Origin of the sequence: Scytonema millei VB511283, assembly GCF_000817735.3 — a bacterium.
GTDB lineage: Bacteria > Cyanobacteriota > Cyanobacteriia > Cyanobacteriales > Chroococcidiopsidaceae > Chroococcidiopsis > Chroococcidiopsis millei_B.
In genome coordinates this window covers 1,309,972-1,325,231 of sequence record NZ_JTJC03000001.1, presented here as the reverse complement: position 1 = coordinate 1,325,231, position 15,260 = coordinate 1,309,972, and the positions used below count along the sequence as shown (strand labels likewise).

Here is a 15,260-nt window from a genome sequence, read left to right as displayed (position 1 = left end):
CTCTTTGCAGGCAGCTATACAGGTAAGCTAATTGTAAATACGCTACCTTCACCTAATTTCGAGCGCAACGTCACGCTACCACCCATTCCCTCGACTAGAGTTTTGACAATCGACAACCCTAAACCAGAACCCCCAGTGCCGCGAGTTCGAGCTTCATCGACGCGGTAAAATCGCTCGAAGATGCGAGATTGGTGTTGTAAGGGAATGCCATAACCGCGATCGCAGATTTGAATGGTTGCTGCTGTTGGGTTGCCGTCTAGTTTGACTTGAATTGATGTATCTGACTCGGAGTATTTAATTGCATTATCAATCAAATTAAGCAACACTTGTTTGAGGCGATCGTAGTCTGCTTTGACGACAATCGGATGAGTTTCTGTCTCAATTGCGATCGCGCGATCGCTGTACTGACGCGCCATCCCGACAACTTCCGCTACTAAGTCATTGAGGACAAAAGAATCGAGCCGAAACTGCAAATAACCACTATCTGCCCTGGCTAAATCGAGTAAATCTTGTAAAAGGTGGATGGTACGCTCTGCCTCAGATGCAGCAGTTTCTAAAGCTTCTTGCTGAGTTTCTGTCAGGTTATGCTGTCGTCGCAAGACGCTTTGCAAGTATCCATGTACGATCGTCAGTGGCGTGCGTAACTCATGGGAAACGTTACTGACAAATTCCCGTTCTCGCTCCCAAGCTTGAGAGAGGCGAGATAATAACATATTGAAAGTTTGCGCCAGTTCTTTCACTTCGCTAGGAGCGCGTTCGAGATTCAATCGCGCTTGTCCTAAATCTTCAGCTGAAATTAACTGAGTCATTAGATTCAGTTGGCGCAGAGGTTGGAGCGATCGCCTCAAGTAAAAAGCGATCGCCACTGTCACTGTTAGCAGCACTCCTAGACTAACGATGCCCAAATTCCACACCATTGCCAAAAACATCTGCCGATCGCCAGAAATGTCTCTTGCCACGAACAATTGACCAATTGCTTTTTCCCGCACCTGCAAAGGACTACCACGTAACACGAAGAAGCGTCCGTTGACTTCGGAAACTTGGGCTTGAGATGGCATTTGTGTCAGGGACATTAAGGCAGCAGCCGTACCCCGATCGCTCTGAGTTTTGAGATTACCAGACTTAGCTGTAATTTTCCCATTTGAATGCTTCACCCATAAAAGCGTATCGGCAGTCGTCAGGTTATTAATTGCCTTGCTCAATCCAGTTTCTACTGGCATCATTTCACTGTAGAGTTCTACATCGTGGGGTAAGCGTCCGGCAATGTATTCGATTCCCTGTTTGTGACTGTTAATTAAGATGCGCTGCATTTGCCACCCTGTCCAGAGCGCAATGCTACCCAACCCTACCGAGGAAACAGTGGCAATGCCAATCGTTAAACGCGATCGCAGCGAAAACGGATCGAGTCGCCATACTTGAGGAAATATTCTCCCTCCCCCTGCTTCCCTCTGCATAATTCTATTCTGCTCCTCACAAGCGCAACGCTTGCACTACCCCTAGTTCTTTCTCTACCTGGCTTTGTGAAGTTTTACTCGGACAGATCCGAGCGGCGAAGTCGCATTGCTCGATGTAATGTTTCTGCCAGCCCAGAGGAATTTCTAGCAAGTCCCGCGTCCCAGTTAGCCCTTGTCCCACAAATAGTAAAAGGGCGATAGAATTCAAAACTGCATGGACAATTCGCCAGCGATTCGAGCGGTCTTGGTAGATGTCTGGCAGAATTGCTAGAGAGAAAATCATCAGCATTGCTGCTGCCAGTCCAATGTAGTAATGAGAGACATACCATTCATACTCGCGGCGAAACACCCCATCCTGAGAACCCAAAACAACTAATCCAGTACCTGTTAAGGTAGCAAAAATCCCGCGCCAAAGTCGCGGTTTTGCTCGATAAAGAAAAACTAAAGAGGCAATAGTAGCAGCAAATATTAGAACAATGAAGACAACTTTAAGAGGTTCTTTGCTCCAGATTTGGTTAGTGGTAATATTAGCAAATATTGGATGAGCCATTCCTAGCAGGGCAAGTCCTACAACTGCTCCAGCTAATACCTTACCAAAACGATTGTGATTTAGTCCGGTGGTAGGTGGAATGTTGCTTTTGCCTGCCATGATTTGTAATCTTCGCTGTCGTGTCTGCCAAGCGAAATAAGAGACGATCCCAATGAATGGAAAAACAAAGATAACTGCGATCGCTGGATGCAAGAGTCCGAGCGCGTCATTAAGATCGACCATATAAAACCTCTAGGAAACTGATAGTTTTAAAACTGTCACGCTTTCTGCTTAAATCCCCTTAAATCCCATCCGACTTTCAACTTCTTGTAGTTTGCTAGTCGTACCGATTTGTGAAGTGGCAAACTGAATTGATGCTTTGCGCCAAATACCAATTTGACTGAGAAAAACGCCAATCAAAATAATACTGCCACCAATATATTGTGCCAGAGTTGGCACTTCGTCCAAAATCAGATAAGCAGATAGAATTCCGGCAATTGGGGTAAAGGAGCCAACTAATGAAGCTTCGGATACTGAAGTAGCTCTTAAGCCTGTAGTCCAGAAAGACTGACCGACAACGACAACAATCGAGCCATAAACTAACATCCACTGCCATAAAAAGGGAGAGAATGCATCCATAAAATGATGTTTGCTGTAGAGTAGTAAGGCAGCAAAAAAGAAAATTACCGTTCCTAGAGCTGTACGCAAAATATTATAGATTCCTAAAGGAACGCGAGACAGTCTCAGCTTACTAATAATCGTGGCAGATGCCAGCACTAAAGCAGCAGTAACTATTAAGATTTCACCCATTCCTACGTGGAAGAAATCTGTCATGATATGTATGCCTTGCCCAGATGATGTTAGAAAAATTGTGACAATCACACCCATAAATGAAACAAACGCGCCGCAAATTTCCCAAAGATTGACTCGCTCTTGTAATAACCAAATGGAAAGAATCAGCGCTAGGGAAGTCTCTAATCGCCCTACCAGAACAACATTATTGACTGTTGTTAATGCTAGTGCTTGAAAAATTAAACTGGGTGCGATCGCCCCAGCTAAAATTGCCACTGCGATCGCACCCAACCATTCCTGGCGAGAAATTCGCTGCCATGCCGTAGGGCGTAACTGTCGCTGATAGACGATCGCTAGCACTAGTAAGGCACAGAGATTTCCTACAAACAAAACATTGCAAAGCGAGATCGGGTTGCGACCATTGATAAAATGCTGAGTACCGAGTTGGGCGAGCTTCCGCGTTACGGAATTAGCAGCTCCAAAGATCGAGATTGCCAGCCACAAATAAAGCTGCCCAGGAATTCTCAGCATGAATCGAGTTAATATACTCATGCCACCTTTGCCAAGAAAGAGCGATCGTCACGCTCGAAGTTCAACGTGAATTACTTCACTTCGCTAGGTTCAAATTTCATGACTTTACCTTTTTTCAGCGCCACGACCACATCGTAAGTTGCACAATAAGCAAAAGTATAATCATTGGCTTTGTTGTAAAGGAGGACAACCATACCCGCACCACCAGGTTGCACTGATACTGGTAGCAGGTCGCCAAAGAAATAGCGCCGCAGTTCGTCACCACCACCCAGTTGTCCCTTGTGCGCGGTAATTAATTCAATTTTCTTTTGAATGGGAATGCTAGTCGGACCTTTCATTTGCATCTCTTGAGCAGATGCTTGACCCAACCGAGGATTGATAACTCTAAGTGGCGCATCTACAACCGTGACTAACCCGACTAAAGCAAAGCCTGCTAAGACAGACGTGAGTTTCACTAGATTCACTCCTAAGAATTTGAGAATAAACAAAATTTGTTCAATTCAATATTTCCAGCATCCATCACTTTCCTGAGTTGTGGCTGATAGATTTATGAGTTTTTTCTAAGAAAAACGTGAGAATTAGCTAGTAATTCTTTTTTAAATTCGTGGCTATAATCTTATCTATAAGACTCAGAAGATTGTTCAATTGCTGTAGGCTAATAAGTTCCTGCATAGCTCAAGCAAACCATATATGGAGATGATGATGACCGATACTTTACCTTTCTCCACCCAACGCATATTTGATGTTGAAAAATCGGTTCGCTTTTCCGAAGAAAAAGCAGTTGTTACAGAAATAGCTATTACGCAACACTCAAGCATTGCCGTCTGGGGTGTACGTCCTGGACAACAAGTGTCTGCACACACTCACCCTGACGGGCAAGATACCTGGATCGTAGTCAGGGGAGAATTGACATATTATCTTGGCGACGGGCAGAAGAAAATTATTTCCGCTGGTCAGATTGATATCGCTGAACCATCGCAAGTTCACGGAGCAATCAATGAGGGATTGGAAGATGCAGTGTTTCTCTCCATCTATTCTGCCCCAAGTCTCAAAGTCCTCACTGCATCTCCTTGATTTCGCCAGCGCCTTGTGATTCCCAAATCGACAAACTTTTTTCCCTCCTAGAATGAATTCTCCATAGGGCGATCGCACTCACAACTGAGTGCGATTCGGTATGAGAGCTGATTTGTAAACAAAAACTTAAGCTACCATTCGCCTGACCATAAGAGCTGATTTGTGAAGAGAAGCTGAAGAGCTGAGAGTGCGGTGGCGGCTGGAATTTAGGCTAGAACTGTCTATTGCTTCAGTAACAACCACAATGACTCGTCTGCCCGATGTTGCGCATCCTCATCGCAAACCCTACCCCAGTGATTTGAGTAATGCTGAGTGGGAAATTAAACCACTGCTGCCCCAAGCGAAAGGATTTGGGCATCCAGTCAAAGTAGACTTTCGAGAAATTCTCAACGGCATTTTCTACGTTCAACGCACAGGGTGTCAGTGGGAGATGATGCCCCATGATTTGCCGCCGTACTCTACTGTATATGGCTATTTCAAGAAATGGCAGCGCAAGGGTGTGTGGCAGAGAATGCATGATGCGGTTCGGCACAAGTTGCGTAAGCAGTTAGGTTGAGCCGAGGATTCCACTGTCGCAATAGCTGATTCGAGTAGCAGTCAAGACGATGGAAAAAAGGGAGAAGTCTACGGCTTGGATGGTGGCAAGAAGGTGAAGGGGCGCAAGCGCCACAATGTATCACGGTCGTAGGGGCGCACAGCTGTGCGCCCCTACTGTGCGCTCCACGAATTTCTACGTGCTACGGCAGTCATCTACATTCGCGATCGCCATTTGCACAACGCTTTATCCTGCGATTGGATTTCGTCTACCGAGGTGTAGTAATAATTTTCCCAGCCAATTTCCGGTAAGCCAGCAAAAAGCATGAGATTCAAGGGATACTGTTCGTTATCGCTACAGCGCCGGAAGTCGTCTCGGAATAAGAAAATTGCTTTATTCAGAGCGATCGCCATTCCCAACTCTACCATGACTCCTTCATCTGGTGGCGTGCCGTTGACAACTGCAAAAATGCCATCGCAGTTTTTCACATCCTGCAAATCTGCCTGCGCTACGCGATACGCCCAATCAGCCTGAGAAAAATCGATTTGATTGTTACGGGCAAACGGTTCCCAAACTTCTAGCCCCAATGTCTCTAAAGCTTGAATAATAGGAGGTAAAAGCAGCGTCTTTTGCTGCTGCGAAAATCCATAGGGACTAGCTAGATAAACGATCTTGCGCTTCACGTCTGCCTCGACTCGCAATTTATGTCACATATGCCGAATATAAGGGCGATCGCGACATATTGGAATACAGTCACTCACATTTAAAGCTGTTGCCAGTTCGAGATCGCAACTAAATCCTCTAGAAATTAACTCTTTTCCCGAACTACATTGGCTCAAGGCTGACGCGAGATCGGCGCGAAACGTTTGAAATATTACCATAGCTGCTTTTGCTTCTGGGGAGGGATTGCCTTGCAAATAGTTGAGAATCGCACCAGCACCGATCGCATCTTCTAAACAGGGGCGTAAACTTCCATCTTCCCACCTTTCCCCAGCTGGAATCACAGCAATTTTCGTACCGTTATCAGTTATCAGTAGAGAGTGACTAGTGGCTAGTGGCTAGTGAATAGACAAGATTCTAGCCACTAGTCACCAGCCACTCACCAATGACAAATGACCAACTCCTGCTACCTTGTGAGATAGGACAGTCGTGTAGCAAGATGAAATTACCAGAATCTAGTCGGTGGCAACTTACTCCAGACTTAAATATCTGCCGCGTCCTCAATGGCATGTGGCAAGTATCGGGGACGCATGGAGCAATCCAGCCAAAACAAGCGATCGCCACTATGTTCGATTATATGGATGCTGGTTTCACCACTTGGGACTTAGCAGACCACTACGGACCTGCTGAAGACTTTATCGGTGAGTTTCGCCGTCAAGCGATCGCCACGCGGGGTAAAGAGGCACTTTCTAATCTACAAGCATTTACCAAATGGGTTCCCAGACCAGCAAAGATGACGCGGCGAGTCGTCGAGCAAAATATCGATCGCTCCCTAAGTCGGATGGGAGTAGAATCGCTGGACTTGCTCCAATTCCACTGGTGGGAATACAGAGATAAAAACTACATAGATGCTCTTACTTATCTAGCAGAACTCCAGCAAGAAGGGAAAATTAAGCACTTAGCACTCACGAATTTCGATACGGAACGGTTAAAAATCATCTCAGAAGCAGGCATTAAGATTGTTTCCAACCAAGTACAATTTTCATTGGTCGATCGCCGCCCCTTAATGAAGATGATTCCGTTTTGTCAAGAGCATGATATTCAACTTTTAGCTTACGGTACGCTTTGCGGCGGATTGCTGTCAGAAAAATACTTAGAACAACCAGAACCGCGAGGCGCGGCGTTAAACACAGCTTCCCTACGCAAATATAAAAACATGGTAGATGCATGGGGTGGCTGGAGTCTGTTTCAAGAGCTTTTAGCCGTGTTAAAACAAATAGCGGCTAAGCACGATGTTAGTATTGCTAACGTTGCAGTCAGATACATTCTCGATCGCCCGACAGTAGCAGGGGCGATCGTTGGCACGCGGTTAGGGATCTCGGAACACGTCGCAGATAATGCTAAGGTGTTTGCACTTACTTTAGATGCAGACGATACGGGTCAAATTGAAACTGTATTGGCGCGATCGCGCGATCTGTTGCGGTTAATCGGTGATTGCGGCGACGAGTACCGACGTTAATTAGGGAGTGGGGAGTTGTAGGGGCGGGTTCACCGATATACTTCGTGACTGACAGAAATTTGAGATAAATCCGCCCCGTACAGGAGCAGAGGAGTAAAGCAATGACAGACGTACAAGCTGAGATTTTGGCAGTCAATGAAAATTTTTACCGGGCTTTTGAGAAGAAAAATCTAGAAGCTATGAGTCAAGTTTGGTCGCAGGGAACTGCTAGCCACTGCATTCACCCTGGGCGTAATGCCTTGCGCGGTTGGAAGCAAATTCGCGACTCTTGGGAAGTCATTTTCAAAAATACTAAATATTTAGAAATTGAAATCGAAATTATTCATACAGAAGTTCGCGATACGACGGCTTATATCGTGTTAGTCGAGCGCGTACTACAAGCTAGCAGTAACAAAACCATAAAGGCTGAATCAATCGCCACAAATATCTTCGAGAAGATGGCTGGTAAGTGGTATTTAATACACCATCATGGTAGTCCTTTAGTTAGATAGAGTTTAAGGTATTTATCCCAGCGCTTAGCAAACGAACGAAACACGTTTTTCAGTGTAGAATGCAATAATTCATACCAAGTTTAATAAGTAACTATCAGCAAAATCCCCGATCTTACGAGCTTGATGTCAAATATTGCGAGCGCGGCGATCGCTCAATAAATATTTCCATGTTGCAATTTCCAACCGTAAATAAGAGTTCCCTGATATAGTAAATTTTTTATAAAGATTTAGGTTAACTGGAATTCAAGTCTGGACGCAGAGTTATTGTTGGTTTAGATTGTTTATATACCTCAAATGGAAAGTAGTTTGAGAAACGAAATACCTGGGTAAGATTAGATCGATTGAATAAATCCGATCGTCAAATAGGTGTTTCGTTTCTTTTAGTTCTTTATACAAATTAATAGTGACTAGTCATTAGCCATTTGCAATAAGTGGCGCACGGGGAGAACTCGGAATTCGGAATTCATTACGACTGCGAGCATAGCAACTTGCGACTTGGTAATTGCTCCTCAACCCTAAATAGAACTCTATACTGGGAGAAGGAAGAAATGGCAATCGAGGGTAGTGTATGATTCCCAATCCCGCGATCGTGCAAGCTGTGGAACAATTAGGATATCGCGTCACGGTAGGAGACGTAGCAGCTCAGATCGGGTTAGATGTCGGTCAAGCGCAACAAGGGTTACTTGCTCTAGCTAGTGATGTCGGCGGACACATGCAGGTAGCTAACTCAGGTGAGATCGCCTACCAGTTTCCGCAGAATTTGCGGGGAGTTTTACGCAACAAATACTGGCGGTTGCGCTTGCAAGAATGGTGGCAAAAAATTTGGAAGGTACTGTTTTACCTGATTCGGATTTCTTTTGGTATTGTTTTGCTCGTTTCAATCGTGCTAGTGTTTCTCACGATCGCGATTATTGTTACAGCTACAAATCGGGATGGAGACGATCGCGGCGATCGCGGCGGTGGTGGGTTCTACATGCCTTACTTTTGGATCGGTCCCGATTGGTTTTGGGTATTCTATCCAGATTACGACACCCGCTATCGACAGCGGAGAAGGGAAACCAGCAATTTGAATTTTTTAGAGGCGATATTCTCGTTTCTCTTTGGTGATGGTAATCCCAATATCGATCTAGAAGATAAACGCTTCTCGCTGATTGCCGCTACAATCCGTAACAATCGAGGTGCGGTAACGGCAGAACAAATCGCTCCCTACCTTGACGACTTGGGCGAGGGATATGCCCAGGAGTACGAGGATTATATGCTGCCCGTGCTAACCCGTTTTAACGGTCAACCAGTTGTTAGTCCAGAAGGGCATCTCGTTTACCATTTTCCAGAGTTGCAAGTTAGTGCCACGCAGCAACAATCACGACGTGTGCCAGCATTTTTGCAAGAGTTATCCTATCGTTTCAGTGCGGCTAGCTCTGGGCAAATTATGCTCGGTATTGGCTTGGGCGTACTGAATTTTGTTGGGTTACTAGTATTGGGTAATTTACTAGCAGATGGGTTAGCTGCGGCTCAGCTCGGGGGACTGGTTGCCTTCGTGCAGGGAGTTTATTGGTTGCTCATAGCATATGGAGTAGGCTTTTTGCTTCTACCTCTGGTAAGATATTTTTGGGTGCAGAGGCGCAATCGCAAAATCAGCGATCGCAATCAGAAACGGCAAGCAAGAGCAAATCTGCTAGCTAGCTCCGATGTAGTCTTACAGCAAAAAATTGCTTATGCAAATCAGTTTGCCACTCAATCAACGATTACTAAAGACGATGTAGTCTACTCGACTGATAGCGATTTATTAGAACAAGAAAGCCAAAATTCGGCACAAATCGATGCTGATTGGCAACGTCGTTTATCTGGCTCTCCCTAGCTCCGATTTCATGCCATCTATAGCTATCAATTTATGGATAAACATTGTTTCGCAATAAAATTCTATCATAAAATAATAATCGATGTGGAAGAATTGAGGAGAAGGTGTTTACAACAACACTATTCAAGGTAGTATTGAATACGATATCTATTTGTTAAATTTTGTCATAAAGTTATAGCGCGCTCATGTCACTTCCTGAGTCCACAGAATCTAGTGTCAAATTACAGCAATATTGGCTGTTACTCAAGCGGCATTACTTACCAACATCAATCGTGTTTGGAGTCGTTGTCGCACTGACAGGTATAAGCCTAGCATTGCAAAAGCCAATATATGAAGCAGAAGGAAAGTTACTCTTTAGAAAAAATAGCCCTAGTTCTTCCTATTTACCTGAAGTAGGTAAGGGCATAGGTGAATTGCAGCCATTACAAGAGCAAAATAATCCTGTAGATACAGAAGCGGAAATTATACGTTCTCTGCCTATTATAAAAAAAACGATTACGCGGTTAGAGTTGAAGAATGAATTGGGTAAAACTCTTAAACCGGAAAAATTTCTGAGAAAGCTAGATATAACAGATGTCAAAAAAACGGATGTGTTGCAGATTGCTTATAGAGATGCAGATCCGAACAAAGCTGCAACAGTAGTCAATACTTTAATGGCTATTTATTTAGAAAGTAATTTACTTGCTAATCGCTCTGAAGCCGTGTCTGCGAGAGAGTTTGTTCAGAAACAATTGCCTATGGCAGAAAAAAGTTTGCGTCAGAGCGAGTCAGAATTACGTCAATTTCAAGAGCAGAATAAAGTTGTCGATCTAAATGAAGAAAAAAGAGCAGCAGTAGCAATTATTGCCGATATGCAGCGCCAAGCTGCGAATGCTAATGCTGGTTTGGCAGATGCAAAAGCTCAATCTGAACTGCTGAAACAGCAATTAGGAGAAACTTTAAATAGCGCCGGAGCGGTAACTAGTATCAGTCAATTTCCAGCCGTACAAGCTATTTTAAAAGAGATTCAACAAATAGAATCGCAGCTAGCGGTGGAACAGAGCCGCTTTCAGGCAGATTTTCCTAACGTTGTCTCCCTCAAGCAAAAGAAAGCAAGTTTAGAGCAGTTACTCAAACAACGCTTAAAACAAGTTGTAGGAGAACAAAAACCGAGCGCAGGAAATAGCTTACAAAATAGCGAATTCGATCAAAAACTGACAGAAGAGTTTGTGAGAGCAGAAGCGAGACGTTTGGGTTTATCTAGCCAAATAGCAGCAATCTCAAACGTGCAGTCTTCTTATAGAGAAAGACTGGATCGCTTACCTCAGTTGGAACAATTGCAGCGGGCGTTAGAACGAAAAATTCAAACAGCTCAATCTACCTATTTATTACTACAGCAGAAATTACAAGAAATTCGGATTGCGGAAAATCAGAATATAGGTAATGCTCGCGTCATTTCAGCAGCCATACCACCAGAAGAAGCGGTTGCTCCCCGCAAAATGTTGTACCTGGTGACGGGAGTTATGCTGGGTGGAATATTAGCGGCTGCTACTACTTTGATATTAGAAAAACTAGATAAATCGCTCAGAAGTGTTGAGGAAGCTAGAAAAATATTTGGCTATACCTTACTGGGTATAATTCCAGCTTTAAAAAAATCTGAGAACATTTTCTTGCGCGATCGCTCCCTAGAAAGAGCTACACCAGAAATTTTAGTGCAGGAGTCACCGCGATCGCCTTTCAGCCAAGCATATCGAATGCTGCAAGCTAATTTGAAGTTTCTGAATTCTGATAAACAGCTCAAAGCAGTTGTCGTTACAAGTTCCGTCCCCAAAGAAGGTAAATCAACGGTTGCAGCAAATTTAGCTGTCACCATCGCTCAGATGGGGCGTAAGGTTTTGTTAGTCGATGCAGATATGTATCGTCCTTTGCAGCATAAAATTTGGGAATTACCAAATCATTTGGGTTTAAGTAATATTATTGTGGGTCAGACCGAACCAAAAACAGCAATCAAAAAGATCACAGCTAATCTTCACATCCTGACTTCTGGAGTGATTCCACCGAATCCAATGGCACTACTAGATTCTCAAAGGATGGCATCTTTAATTACTGTTTTTTCAGCCAATTACGACTACACAATTATTGACGCTCCTGCTTTAAATGCGGCTGCTGATGCGGCAATTTTAGGAAAAATGACAGATGGAGTTTTATTGGTCGTTCGACCTGGTGTAGTAGATACTGCTGCTGCTATCCGTGCTAAAGAATTTCTAGAAAAGTCAGGACAGCATGTCCTCGGTCAGGTAGTGAATGGATATAATTCCGATAGCGAACAATATAACTACTATTATCTTTCAAGCCAGTCGGAAGAAGATGATAGCGCGGCACTGGCAGAAAGTCACTCTCCCTTGAGCATTAGCAAAAAAAGATGAGGTTTTTCTAGTTCGATCGGAGTTGTAAACACTCAGTTTATTTTGAGCGCGATAGAGCAAATTTTAGCGATCGCCCCTACGACTCGCTCTAAATCCTCGTTGGTTAAATTAGAGCCAGAGGGAAGGCACAGACCGCAAGCAAACAGCTCTTCCGCCACCTCACCTCCAACTGTCTCGTGTTGGGCAAAAGCAGGTTGGAGGTGGAGTGGTTTCCAAACTGGGCGAGTCTCAATGTGCTGCTGAGCTAGGATTTTACGCACTTGTTCTCGATCTGCACCGAAAATCTGAGGATTGATTGTCATGCAGCTCAACCAGCGCGTGGCGCGACCGTAACTCGCTTCTGGCATAAATGAGATTCCTGGCAGTTCACCCAAGGCTTGGTGATAAACTTCAAAGTTACGCCTTCTAGCTTGTACCCGTTGCTCTAGTACTTGCAGTTGACCTCGACCAATTCCCGCTAATACATTGCTCAGCCGATAGTTGTAGCCAATTTCTGAGTGTTGGTAGTGGGGCGCTGGATCGCGTGCTTGAGTGGAGAGAAATCTGGCTTTGATGACAATTTCTGGATCGTTGGAAACCAACATTCCACCTCCAGATGTCGTAATGATTTTATTGCCATTGAACGAAAAAATGCCAATCTTACCGAAACTACCAGGCGATCGCCCCTTGTAAGTTGCTCCTAGAGATTCAGCGGCATCTTCAATCAACGGCACTTCGTAGCGGTTGCAGGCTTCTAGAATCGGGTCAATGTCAGCACTTTGACCGTATAGGTGGACGACAACTACGGCTTTAGGTAATTTACCCAACCGCGCCCGTTTATCCAAGGCTGCTCGTAACAATTCCGGGTTCATGTTCCACGAAGTGCGATCGCTGTCAATAAAGACAGGTTTTGCCCCTAAATAAACGATGGGGTTAGCTGAAGCCGCAAAAGTGAGTGTCGAGCAAAATACCTCGTCTCCAGGCTCCACTCCAACCAACTGCAAGGCTAAGTGTAAAGCTGCCGTGCCAGATACAACGGCAGCAGCATGATTGACATCAATTACATGACAAAATTCTTGTTCAAAAGCTTCTAGATGGGGACCAACGGGAGCAATCCAATTCGTATCAAATGCTTCTTTGACATACTCAATCTCTTCCCCGCTCATATGAGGAATAGAAAGAAGAATCGGTTTAATCATTTTAATAGTAATATTACTTTTTATTGCAAAAAATATTATTCCATCTTAACAATAAAGTTATTTTATCGCTATACTTAACTTCTCGTATTATTTGTTGTGTTAGTATCGATATGTATAATATTAAACTAATTTAAATGTAAGCTTTTTTACACGGATAAGAGCCTGCTATCATTTACACTGCTATTACGTTTAGTTCAATTTAGAGCCTGGACTTTTTCTCAGAATAGTCTCATTTATTCGTTGCCAACAGAGAATTTTAGTCACGCTAAATCTTGAACTTGCATTTAAAAAAGCAGTTACATTTGACTAATTTACGCTTTAGTTTCAACGATTAAGTTCAAACAACTACAAACTTTATTTTGTACAAACGAAATATAAACCACCTGCTAAAGGTTGTCTTGCTAATTCTTCTACACTTGTACACATACTATCTCCTTCAATTTGGGCAGAAGAACCAACAGCAGTGACTTCAAAACCAACAGTTTTCAATAGTCGTTCTACTTCTTGTGGTTTATACCAATACACATAGGGTTCGCAATCTAGTAAAGCAGAAAAATTCCACTTTTCTCCTAATTTGAGCCAAGGTAGATACTGAAGAGAAAGACTTTTACCCTGTAAGCTACGCAAAATACGTAAATAGACTAAATATGGTTTGTAGATTAAAGTCTGCGCTCTCACTTCAAAGCAAAGAAATGAAAATAGTGCTGTACCACCTGGTTCTAAAATACGATATGCCTCTTGAAAAGCTTTTAGCTTTGCTTGGTCTCCATCTATAGAGCTGATGATTTGTTGGAGATATAAGATCTGCGCAAAGCTATTATTTACATAACTTAGTTGGGTGGCATCTTCTACTTCAAAAGTAATTTCGCTTGAGGGATCTTTTTGCTTTGCTTGCTCTATAAATTCAGGTACATAATCGTAACCTATGAGAGAAGTAAAGCCCATCTTTCTCATCTCTAGTAAAATTCTACCGCCTGCTGTCCCTGCTTCTACTGTCTTTAAATGTTTATCTAAGTAGTTATTAATTAAATACTTTTCTTCAAATCTCAGACCTTTTCCATATGCCCAAGTATTAAATTCTTCAGTAGATTGATAAATTTTCTTATTGTCGAGCATAAATAAATCTCTCCTTTCGATTTTTTTAAATTTGAGAGGAACGATACGCTGGAAAGAAACTTGTCTTAAGTAGTTGTTCGGATTCAATATTCAGTTTCTTCGCTTGCAGATCTACTAAATATTGATACTTTTCTGCATCTGCGATCGACCGCAATGTCAAAAAATTATGCTTCAGTTTAGAAAAACCAGCTTTAAATTGGTGTAGGCTATCTTTGTTACCTCCAACACCACCTCCGAGATGAAAGATTTTGTCACCTCGTTCTTTAGCCCAGAACCGCACGCGATCGAATAAGAGTTTGCTGGGAGATTGTTTGAGAAACTCGGTTTTAGTCCCTCCTAAATGGTATTGCACTATCCCACAAATTTCTGTGAAGATGCCAGCACAAACAATTTGGTTATCGAATTCTACAATACCAAGGTGAATGTTTTCATGTAGATTAGCTAGCTTGGTAAAATAATCATAGCCGAAATAATACATTTGCTTCGCGGTGACGCGATTCATTGTTTCTTCATAAATATCAATAAATTCTTTTATATAATCTTCGTATCTTACTATCTTAGTAGTAAATCCAGCACGCCTACAGCGATTGATATGAGTGCGATGTTCGGAACGAGTTTGCTGCCAAATTTCTGCTTCAGAAAGCATGAGATTTATAGATACAGTTTCTCCAGTTATTTGACAAATTTGAGAAGATAAGATTTGTTCAAAGCCGTGATTGAGTATGGGGTGTAGGCGAAAGAATGCCGAACAGATGTTTTTCAATCGCAACACGTTCGCCAAAGAAGATACAGCTAAATTTAAGAACTCTGCTTGTCCAACCGCTGCATCGCTTAGCAAAATCCCAGCATAACCGTAGGGAGAAATAGCGTCAAATATTTCTTCATGATACGGAGCATTTTGATATATGTCCTGACAGCTACGTATTAAGTATGGTATCAGAAATATCTTGTCCTCTTGAGTAATTAAAATTGCTTCTGGAGTAGTTTGAGTTCTAATCGCCTCAAGCTTGAGATATTCTTGTAAATGATAGACATCATGTCTGAGTTTTTGTAGTGTCTGAGACCATAATAGGTCATGTGGTTTGATAACCTGAATATCAAGCATGAGTTTTTGAACT

At 43.1% G+C, this 15,260-nt stretch carries 14 protein-coding genes and 1 pseudogene; 6 read left to right on the top strand and 9 right to left on the bottom strand.

Annotation, left to right across the window (positions count from 1 at the left end; translation table 11 throughout):
• Nucleotides 1-14 precede the first annotated feature (14 nt).
• Genes QH73_RS05985 through QH73_RS05970 form a run of 4 tightly spaced genes read right to left on the bottom strand, consistent with a single transcriptional unit; the run spans nt 15 to nt 3,761 of the window.
• Nucleotides 15-1,454: a sensor histidine kinase gene (locus QH73_RS05985; RefSeq protein ID WP_052290041.1), complete on the bottom strand. Its 1,440-nt coding sequence runs from the start codon at nt 1,452-1,454 to the stop codon at nt 15-17.
• A gap of 16 nt (nt 1,455-1,470) precedes the next feature.
• The gene (locus QH73_RS05980; protein ID WP_039715605.1) at nt 1,471-2,226 is read right to left on the bottom strand and encodes a DUF4079 domain-containing protein; all 756 of its coding nucleotides are present in this window, start codon (nt 2,224-2,226) and stop codon (nt 1,471-1,473) included.
• A 48-nt stretch (nt 2,227-2,274) separates the two neighbouring features.
• Nucleotides 2,275-3,327 carry a DMT family transporter gene (locus tag QH73_RS05975; RefSeq protein ID WP_039715604.1) on the bottom strand — a complete coding sequence of 351 codons (1,053 nt, stop codon included), beginning with the start codon at nt 3,325-3,327 and terminating at the stop codon, nt 2,275-2,277.
• A 50-nt stretch (nt 3,328-3,377) separates the two neighbouring features.
• Nucleotides 3,378-3,761 carry a hypothetical protein gene (locus QH73_RS05970; protein WP_039717457.1) on the bottom strand — a complete coding sequence of 128 codons (384 nt, stop codon included), beginning with the start codon at nt 3,759-3,761 and terminating at the stop codon, nt 3,378-3,380.
• Between the two features lie 235 nt (nt 3,762-3,996).
• Here QH73_RS05970 and QH73_RS05965 point away from each other — a divergent pair, with 235 nt between their 5' ends.
• Nucleotides 3,997-4,380: a cupin domain-containing protein gene (locus QH73_RS05965; protein WP_236146890.1), complete on the top strand. Its 384-nt coding sequence runs from the start codon at nt 3,997-3,999 to the stop codon at nt 4,378-4,380.
• Between the two features lie 244 nt (nt 4,381-4,624).
• Nucleotides 4,625-5,056, top strand: a pseudogene (locus QH73_RS05960) (IS5 family transposase); the annotation flags it as partial.
• A 74-nt stretch (nt 5,057-5,130) separates the two neighbouring features.
• Here QH73_RS05960 and QH73_RS05955 read toward each other — a convergent pair.
• Together QH73_RS05955 and QH73_RS05950 are read right to left on the bottom strand one after the other, a co-directional pair.
• Nucleotides 5,131-5,598, bottom strand: a complete 468-nt coding sequence (locus QH73_RS05955; RefSeq protein WP_039715603.1) for a nucleoside 2-deoxyribosyltransferase — start codon at nt 5,596-5,598, stop codon at nt 5,131-5,133.
• Between the two features lie 24 nt (nt 5,599-5,622).
• Complete coding sequence (locus QH73_RS05950; protein ID WP_374189010.1) at nt 5,623-5,919, bottom strand: 2-phosphosulfolactate phosphatase; 297 nt, start codon at nt 5,917-5,919, stop codon at nt 5,623-5,625.
• A 155-nt stretch (nt 5,920-6,074) separates the two neighbouring features.
• Between QH73_RS05950 and QH73_RS05945 the strand changes: the two genes are divergently transcribed.
• The 4 genes from QH73_RS05945 (at nt 6,075) to QH73_RS05930 (ending at nt 11,848) form a co-directional block, all read left to right on the top strand.
• Nucleotides 6,075-7,094 (top strand): aldo/keto reductase, encoded by a 1,020-nt coding sequence (locus QH73_RS05945; RefSeq protein WP_039715602.1) that lies wholly within the window; start codon nt 6,075-6,077, stop codon nt 7,092-7,094.
• A gap of 101 nt (nt 7,095-7,195) precedes the next feature.
• Nucleotides 7,196-7,585, top strand: coding sequence for a nuclear transport factor 2 family protein (locus QH73_RS05940; protein ID WP_039715601.1), 390 nt, complete (start codon nt 7,196-7,198; stop codon nt 7,583-7,585).
• Nucleotides 7,586-8,153: 568 nt separating this feature from the next.
• Nucleotides 8,154-9,443, top strand: a complete 1,290-nt coding sequence (locus tag QH73_RS05935; protein ID WP_039715600.1) for a hypothetical protein — start codon at nt 8,154-8,156, stop codon at nt 9,441-9,443.
• Between the two features lie 185 nt (nt 9,444-9,628).
• A complete protein-coding gene (locus QH73_RS05930) occupies nt 9,629-11,848 on the top strand; it encodes a GumC family protein (RefSeq protein ID WP_039715599.1) in 2,220 nt (739 codons plus the stop codon).
• A gap of 32 nt (nt 11,849-11,880) precedes the next feature.
• Here QH73_RS05930 and QH73_RS05925 read toward each other — a convergent pair whose 3' ends face one another.
• The 3 genes from QH73_RS05925 to QH73_RS05915 form a co-directional block, all read right to left on the bottom strand.
• Entirely contained in the window at nt 11,881-13,026 is a 1,146-nt protein-coding gene (locus QH73_RS05925; RefSeq protein WP_039715598.1) for a DegT/DnrJ/EryC1/StrS family aminotransferase, read from the bottom strand.
• A gap of 354 nt (nt 13,027-13,380) precedes the next feature.
• On the bottom strand, nt 13,381-14,142 hold the full coding sequence (locus QH73_RS05920; RefSeq protein WP_039715597.1) for a class I SAM-dependent methyltransferase: 762 nt from the start codon (nt 14,140-14,142) through the stop codon (nt 13,381-13,383).
• A 25-nt stretch (nt 14,143-14,167) separates the two neighbouring features.
• Nucleotides 14,168-15,247 (bottom strand): GNAT family N-acetyltransferase, encoded by a 1,080-nt coding sequence (locus tag QH73_RS05915; protein ID WP_039715596.1) that lies wholly within the window; start codon nt 15,245-15,247, stop codon nt 14,168-14,170.
• Nucleotides 15,248-15,260 lie beyond the last annotated feature (13 nt).